Raw genomic sequence first — 6,933 nt, 5'->3', positions numbered from 1 at the left:
CCCCGCGGCCCGCGGGCCCCCCCCCCCCACGCCCGGGCGCAGCCCGGGGCCGCCCGCGCGCCGCCACCCCCGTGCCCACGCCCGGCCCCGGCCCCACACCGCCGACGCGCGGCTAGCGCCCCCGCTCGCGATCCTCGACCGGCGCGTTGTACGCCGCCACGAGCGCCCGCCGGGCCACCCGCTCCACCGGCCGCAGCGCCTCCGCCCGAGCCGCCATCTCCGAGGCGGCCACCGCACCCCCGTGCCCGTTCTCGTACGCGAGCGACACCATCAGGTCCACCCGCTGCGCCAGCGCCAGCACCCGCACCGCCCGCGCCGGGTACCCCGGCGCCAGCGCGTCCCGCCCGGCCTCCGCCCGCGCCCGGTACGCCGACAGCGCGGCCTCCGCCACCGGCCCGGACCCCGCCACGTCCAGCCGGGTCAGTACCTCCGTCGCCTCGCGCAGCGCCTCCGCGAGCTCCCGCTCCGCCTCGCCCAGCGAGGGCACGTCCGCCGGCGGAGCCTCCCGTACCGGCAGCACGTGCCAGGTCACCGACACGTGCACGTCCCCGGCCGGCCCGGCCTCGGACACCTCCGGCACCAGACCCAGCGCCGACCCCACCGCGACGACCGCCTCCTCGGCCTCCAGCGCGCGCGCATTGAACTCCGGCGGCCCGCTCAGCCCCAGCGGATGCCCCGGCGCCGGCAGGGCCACCCGCAGCCCGGTCACCCCCAGCGCCCGCAGCCGCCCGAGCGCCAGAGTGAGCCCCACCGGGCCCGCCTCACCCGGCAGCCCCTCCACCCGGTGCACGGCGTCCTCGCCCACGATCGACAACACGGCCTCGTCGGGCGAGACCAGACCGGCCAGCAGTGCGTTCCCCCAGGCGGCCAAGCGCCCTGAACGTGGTTCGAAAAGCATCCCCCCACTTTACGGATCGGCCCCGGCACCGGGCCCCGGCCCCGGAGCCCGCTCCGAGTGGCGTAGGTTTTCCCCTGGGGCTGCGTCTAGCGGCGCACAGAGAACCGTGACTGCAAGGGGTGACAACACGCTCATGAGCGATGTTCTGGAGCTGGTGGACGTATCCGTGGTCCGCGAGGGCCGGGCTCTGGTGGACCAGGTCTCCTGGTCGGTGAAGGAGGGGGAGCGCTGGGTGATCCTCGGCCCCAACGGCGCCGGCAAGACCACACTGCTGAACCTCGCCTCCAGCTACCTCTTCCCCACCAGGGGCAGCGCCACCATCCTCGGCAGCACCCTCGGCAAGGTGGACGTCTTCGAGCTGCGCCCCCGCATCGGTGTCGCCGGCATCGCGATGGCCGACAAGCTGCCCAAGCGGCAGACCGTCCTGCAGACCGTCCTCACCGCCGCCTACGGCATGACGGCGACCTGGCAGGAGGAGTACGAGGACATCGACGAGCAGCGCGCCCGCGCCTTCCTCGACCGCCTCGGCATGACCGAATACCTCGACCGCAGGTTCGGCACCCTCTCCGAGGGCGAGCGCAAGCGCACCCTGATCGCCCGCGCGCTGATGACCGACCCCGAGCTCCTCCTCCTCGACGAGCCCGCCGCCGGTCTCGACCTCGGCGGCCGCGAGGACCTCGTACGCCGCCTCGGCCGCCTGGCCCGCGACCCGCTCGCCCCCTCGATGGTCATGGTCACGCACCACGTCGAGGAGATCGCCCCCGGCTTCACCCACGTTCTGATGATCCGCCAGGGCAAGGTCGTCACCGCCGGTCCGATCGACCTCGAACTGACGTCCCGTAACCTCTCCCTCTGCTTCGGCCTCCCGCTGGTCGTCGAGCGCAACGGGAGCGACCGCTGGACCGCCCAGGGACTTCCCCTCGGCTAGGCCGTCTTACGGGGTCCCGCACCCTGTCCCGACCGCGCCCACCCGACCTACCATGACCATGTGGACATCGACGCGTGGCTGTGGTGGCTCATCGGCGCGGTCGGACTGGGCATCCCCCTCGTCCTGACCGCCCTGCCGGAGTTCGGCATGTTCGCCGTCGGCGCGGTCGCCGCCGCGGTCACGGCCGCCCTCGGCGGGGGAGTGGTGGCCCAGGTCCTGGTCTTCGTCATCGTCTCGGTCGCGCTCATCGCCGTCGTACGGCCGATCGCCAACCGACACCGCGACCAGCGCCCCCAACACCGCAGCGGAATCGACGCGTTGAGGGGCAGAACCGCCGTCGTACTGGAACGCGTCGACGGCGGCGGCGGCCGCATCAAGCTCGCCGGCGAGATCTGGTCCGCGCGCACCCTCGATGCGGACACCAGCTTCGAACCCGGCCAGTCCGTCGACGTCGTGGAGATCGACGGAGCGACCGCCGTCGTGATGTGAGAAGCAGCCTGCTCGCGACCCGAAGGTCTGCGAGACTCCGATCAACGGGGCAGCACAGACAGCCGGAAGGGCACGGGGAACCGCATGCAACCGATCATCATCGTCCTGATCATTCTGGTGGTTCTGGTCTTCATCGCACTGGTCAAGACGATCCAGGTGATCCCGCAGGCCAGCGCCGCCATCGTCGAGCGGTTCGGCCGCTACACCCGCACCCTCAACGCGGGCCTCAACATCGTCGTCCCGTTCATCGACTCGATCCGCAACCGGATCGACCTCCGCGAGCAGGTCGTCCCGTTCCCGCCGCAGCCCGTCATCACCCAGGACAACCTGGTCGTCAACATCGACACCGTCATCTACTACCAGGTGACCGACGCGCGGGCCGCGACCTACGAAGTGGCCAGCTACATCCAGGCCATCGAGCAGCTCACCGTCACCACGCTCCGCAACATCATCGGTGGCATGGACCTGGAGCGGACCCTGACCTCCCGCGAGGAGATCAACGCGGCCCTGCGCGGCGTCCTCGACGAGGCCACCGGCAAGTGGGGCATCCGCGTCAACCGCGTCGAGCTCAAGGCCATCGAGCCGCCGACCTCCATCCAGGACTCGATGGAGAAGCAGATGCGCGCCGACCGTGACAAGCGCGCCGCGATCCTCCAGGCCGAAGGTGTCCGCCAGTCCGAGATCCTGCGCGCCGAGGGTGAGAAGCAGTCCTCCATCCTGCGCGCCGAGGGTGACGCCAAGGCCGCCGCACTGCGCGCCGAGGGCGAGGCCCAGGCCATCCGGACGGTCTTCGAGTCCATCCACGCCGGCGACGCCGACCAGAAGCTCCTCGCCTACCAGTACCTCCAGATGCTCCCGAAGATCGCCGAGGGCGACGCCAACAAGCTCTGGATCGTCCCGAGCGAGATCGGCGACGCCCTCAAGGGCCTCTCCGGTGCCATGGGCAACTTCGGCCCCATGGGCGGCGGTTCGGGCTTCAACCCGGGGAACACCGGCAAGGAGGGCGGCGGCATCCCGGCCGCGCGGGACAAGGACGGCGCGGACCGCCGCGAACAGCCCCCCATCGACTGACCCGCCACCCCCTCCTGCATGATCAGTGAGGCCCCCCGACCTTCATGGCGGGGAGGCGACTCACTCATGCAAAGGGGATGGCACCGTCCATGTCCATCTGGGAATCACTCGCTGTCTTCGCCGCCGGCATCGGCGCGGGCACGATCAACACCATCGTCGGCTCCGGCACCCTGATCACCTTCCCGGTGCTGCTCGCCACCGGACTGCCCCCGGTCACCGCCAACGTGTCCAACACCCTCGGCCTGGTGCCCGGTTCGATCAGCGGAGCCATCGGCTACCGCAAGGAACTCCAGGGCCAGCGCGCCCGCATCCTGCGACTCGGCTCCGTATCGCTCGTCGGCGGACTCGCGGGCGCGGTCCTGCTCCTCACCCTGCCGTCCGAGTCCTTCGACACGATCGTGCCCGTCCTGATCGGACTGGCCCTCGTCCTCGTCGTCCTCCAGCCCCGGCTCGCCGCCGCCCTGCGCCGTCGCCAGGAAGCCGCCGGAGGCGACACCGGCCACCCCGACGGCGGACCGGCCCTGCTCGGCGGCATGCTGCTCTCCAGCGCGTACGGCGGCTACTTCGGGGCCGCCCAGGGCGTGCTCTACCTCGGCCTGATGGGCCTGCTGCTCCGCGAGGACCTGCAACGCATCAACGCCGTCAAGAACGTCATCGCCGCCCTGGTGAACGGCATCGCGGCCGTCCTCTTCCTCTTCGTCGCAGAGTTCGACTGGACGGCCGTCGTCCTCATCGCCGTCGGCTCCACCATCGGCGGCCAGATCGGCGCCAAGGTGGGCCGACGCCTCTCGCCGACCGTCCTGCGCGCGGTCATCGTGACGGTCGGCATCCTCGCCATCGTCCAGCTGCTCATCGGCTGAGCGACGTAGAAGAACTACGCCGCCCAGCGCGGCAGCCTCCACCGAACAGGGGAGATCCGTCTAGGCGGAGCGCTCCAGCCACTCCGGGAGCGCCTCCCGTCCGGCCACCCCCAGAGCCAGCAGCATCGCGTCCGCCGGCGACGGCACGAAGGGCTTCCGGAGGAGCGGCATCCCCGCCTCCTCCGGAGTCCGGGCCGCCTTGCGGTGGTTGTCCTCGGCGCAGGAGGCCACCGTGTTCAGCCAGGTGTCCCCACCCCCCTGGGCCCGCGGCAGTACGTGGTCCACGGTCGTCGCGCGCTTCCCGCAGTACGCGCAACGGTGCTGGTCCCGGACCAGCACCCCCCTCCGCGACCAGGGAGCATGTCTTCGGAAGGGCACCCGTACGTACCTGCAGAGCCTGATCACCCGGGGCATCGGAAGATCCATGGTGGCCGCGCGCACACGCAGCTCGGGGTGCGACTGTTCGACGACGGCCTTGTCCTGGAGCACCAGGACTACAGCCCGGTTCAGCGTTACCGTCGACAGCGGCTCGAAGCTCGCATTCAGCACCAGCGTGTCCCGCATCTCGCCCACCTCCCGTGTGCAGGCCCGCGACCACCCTGGCGGCAGGGCCCGCAACCACTCTGGCCGCGCGCGCCACGCGGGACAACGCAATAAAAATGCCCGGTCCTGGCCTCCTTTAGACCAGGACCGGGCAAACGCTCGGAGAACGATCAGCCGCCGGGAGCCGCCTGCTCACGCTCCCCGGCCGGCTAGAACCAGTTGCGCTGCGAGCCGACCGACGCGATCCACTGGTTCAGGTACGCCGCCCAGTCCGTGTCCTGGTACGACTGCAGACCCACCTGGAAGCAGCGGTAGGTGTCGCTGCCCTCGGTGAACAGACCGGGCTTCTTGTCCATCTCCAGCACGACGTCCATGTCCCGGCCGTCCGAGATGAAGGTGAGCTCGACCTGGTGCAGCCCGCGGTACTGCGACGGCGGCAGGAACTCGATCTCCTGGTAGAAGGGCAGCGACTGCCGCGTCCCGCGGATGTGCCCGCGCTCCATGTCCGCACTGCGGAAGGTGAAGCCGAGCTGCCGGAAGGCATCGAGGATCGCCTGCTGCGCCGGCACCGGGTGCACGTTGATCGCGTCGAGGTCGCCCGCGTCCACCGCGCGCGCGATCTCCAGCTCGGTGCTGACCCCGATGTTCATTCCGTGCAGGTGCTGACCCCCGAAGTGGGTGATCGGCGTCTCCCAGGGGATCTCCAGCCCGAACGGCACCACGTGCAGGGCGCCGGGCTGCACCTTGAACGCACCGCCCAGACGCTGCTTGGTGAAGACGACGTCCTGCTTGTACTCCTGGTCACCGCCCTCGACCTCGACCCGTGCCTGCAGCCCGACGGACAGACCCTCGATCTGCTGCTCCACGGATCCACCCTGGATGCGGACCTCGCCCTGGACGATCCCGCCCGGCACGACGTTCGGCTCGGTGATGATGGTGTCCACCGAAGCACCACCGGCACCCAGGCTCGCGAACAGCTTCTTGAAGCCCATGCTCTAACTCCCCTTTAAGGATCTGGCGACTACGCCGCGACTACCCCTTACCAACGCGGAACCTTAGGCCCCGGTTGCAGGTGGACGCGTTCCACTACGCTCGACCGGATGAGCGCGCGACCTGACCGTACGCCCCTGCCCAGGTCCTTCTTCGACCGCCCGGTCCTCACCGTGGCCCCGGACCTCCTCGGCCGCACCCTCGTCCGCCGCACCACGGACGGCCCCCTCGAACTGCGCATCACGGAGGTCGAGGCGTACGAGGGGGAGGCCGACCCGGGCTCGCACGCCTACCGCGGCCGCACCGCCCGCAACGCATCGATGTTCGGGCCGCCCGGACACGCGTACGTCTACTTCATCTATGGCATGTGGTTCAGCCTCAACCTGGTGTGCGGTCCACCTGGCCGGGCGAGCGGGGTGCTGCTGCGCGCGGGCGAGGTCACGGTGGGTGCCGACCTGGCCGCCAAACGTCGACTTTCGGCCAGAAGCCCGAGAGAACTGGCCAAAGGCCCGGCCCGCCTGGCCACCGCCCTCGACGTGGACCGCTCCCTGGACGGCACCGACCTCTGCGCGGGCCCCGATTCCCCCTTGTCCCTCCTCACGGGCACCCCGACCTCGGCGGACCTGGTGAGCAGCGGGCCGCGCACGGGAGTGGGCGGAGCCGGCGCGTCCCACCCGTACCGCTTCTGGATCACCCACGACCCGACGGTGAGCCCGTACCGCGCCCATGCACCACGCCGCCGCTCAACTTGACTCGCCCCTGCCGGACGCCTAACGTAGCCCGAGCCGCTTGAACGGGGCACTGCTATCAGCAGACCCCCGGAGCGGCCAAACCCACTACCTACGACTTACCCCTGGCGGGGGTCGATTCGGCATGCCCGAATTCCCGGCCGGTGGCTCGATTATGAGCCGCAAGGGATAAGCGCTAAAGTAGTGGAACGCCGAAAGGCAAAGACCCCCAACGGTCACCGAATTCAAATCCACCGCCGGAAACGGCGCGGAAATGATCTGGTAGAGTTGGAAACGAAGAACAGAACGAAAGCCCGGAGGAAAGCCCTACAGGGTGAGTACAAAGGAAGCGTCCGTTCCTTGAGAACTCAACAGCGTGCCAAAAATCAACGCCAGAAGTTGATACCCCGTCCACTTCGGTGGATG

General features: G+C 70.1%; 8 protein-coding genes. 5 read left to right on the top strand and 3 right to left on the bottom strand.

What is annotated here, in order from left to right; genetic code table 11:
• Positions 1 to 112 precede the first annotated feature (112 nt).
• Entirely contained in the window at positions 113 to 898 is a 786-nt protein-coding gene (locus ACWGE1_RS39015) for a hypothetical protein (protein WP_453425217.1), read from the bottom strand.
• A gap of 133 nt (positions 899 to 1,031) precedes the next feature.
• On the opposite strand from ACWGE1_RS39015, the gene ACWGE1_RS39010 reads away from it, so the two are divergent.
• From ACWGE1_RS39010 to ACWGE1_RS38995, 4 genes are all read left to right on the top strand, one after another.
• The gene (locus ACWGE1_RS39010) at positions 1,032 to 1,826 is read left to right on the top strand and encodes an ABC transporter ATP-binding protein (RefSeq protein ID WP_453425216.1); all 795 of its coding nucleotides are present in this window, start codon (positions 1,032 to 1,034) and stop codon (positions 1,824 to 1,826) included.
• A gap of 60 nt (positions 1,827 to 1,886) precedes the next feature.
• Positions 1,887 to 2,315: an NfeD family protein gene (locus ACWGE1_RS39005; RefSeq protein ID WP_453425215.1), complete on the top strand. Its 429-nt coding sequence runs from the start codon at positions 1,887 to 1,889 to the stop codon at positions 2,313 to 2,315.
• A gap of 84 nt (positions 2,316 to 2,399) precedes the next feature.
• The gene (locus ACWGE1_RS39000) at positions 2,400 to 3,386 is read left to right on the top strand and encodes an SPFH domain-containing protein (RefSeq protein WP_453425214.1); all 987 of its coding nucleotides are present in this window, start codon (positions 2,400 to 2,402) and stop codon (positions 3,384 to 3,386) included.
• Between the two features lie 89 nt (positions 3,387 to 3,475).
• Positions 3,476 to 4,246 (top strand): sulfite exporter TauE/SafE family protein, encoded by a 771-nt coding sequence (locus tag ACWGE1_RS38995; protein ID WP_453425213.1) that lies wholly within the window; start codon positions 3,476 to 3,478, stop codon positions 4,244 to 4,246.
• Positions 4,247 to 4,306: 60 nt separating this feature from the next.
• On the opposite strand, the gene ACWGE1_RS38990 is transcribed toward ACWGE1_RS38995, so the two are convergent.
• Together ACWGE1_RS38990 and ACWGE1_RS38985 are read right to left on the bottom strand one after the other, a co-directional pair.
• Positions 4,307 to 4,810: an HNH endonuclease gene (locus ACWGE1_RS38990; RefSeq protein WP_030773127.1), complete on the bottom strand. Its 504-nt coding sequence runs from the start codon at positions 4,808 to 4,810 to the stop codon at positions 4,307 to 4,309.
• 188 nt (positions 4,811 to 4,998) lie between these two features.
• Entirely contained in the window at positions 4,999 to 5,781 is a 783-nt protein-coding gene (locus ACWGE1_RS38985; protein WP_453425212.1) for a sporulation protein, read from the bottom strand.
• A 108-nt stretch (positions 5,782 to 5,889) separates the two neighbouring features.
• Between ACWGE1_RS38985 and ACWGE1_RS38980 the strand changes: the two genes are divergently transcribed.
• A complete protein-coding gene (locus ACWGE1_RS38980; RefSeq protein WP_453425211.1) occupies positions 5,890 to 6,531 on the top strand; it encodes a DNA-3-methyladenine glycosylase in 642 nt (213 codons plus the stop codon).
• Positions 6,532 to 6,933: the final 402 nt, after the last annotated feature.

The organism is Streptomyces sp. NPDC054932 (genome assembly GCF_053610205.1).
Note: the sequence above shows the minus strand (reverse complement) of the source record. Positions and strands in the feature narration are given on the sequence as shown.

What these genes read in the sequence shown, in the direction of transcription:
- ACWGE1_RS39010 (WP_453425216.1), top strand. Translation starts at nt 1,032, where the DNA reads ATGAGCGATGTTCTGGAGCTGGTGGACGTATCCGTGGTCCGCGAGGGC.
- ACWGE1_RS39000 (WP_453425214.1), top strand. Translation starts at nt 2,400, where the DNA reads ATGCAACCGATCATCATCGTCCTGATCATTCTGGTGGTTCTGGTCTTC.
- ACWGE1_RS38995 (WP_453425213.1), top strand. Translation starts at nt 3,476, where the DNA reads ATGTCCATCTGGGAATCACTCGCTGTCTTCGCCGCCGGCATCGGCGCG.
- ACWGE1_RS38985 (WP_453425212.1), bottom strand. Translation starts at nt 5,781, where the DNA reads ATGGGCTTCAAGAAGCTGTTCGCGAGCCTGGGTGCCGGTGGTGCTTCG.
- ACWGE1_RS38990 (WP_030773127.1), bottom strand. Translation starts at nt 4,810, where the DNA reads ATGCGGGACACGCTGGTGCTGAATGCGAGCTTCGAGCCGCTGTCGACG.
- ACWGE1_RS39015 (WP_453425217.1), bottom strand. Translation starts at nt 898, where the DNA reads ATGCTTTTCGAACCACGTTCAGGGCGCTTGGCCGCCTGGGGGAACGCA.
- ACWGE1_RS38980 (WP_453425211.1), top strand. Translation starts at nt 5,890, where the DNA reads ATGAGCGCGCGACCTGACCGTACGCCCCTGCCCAGGTCCTTCTTCGAC.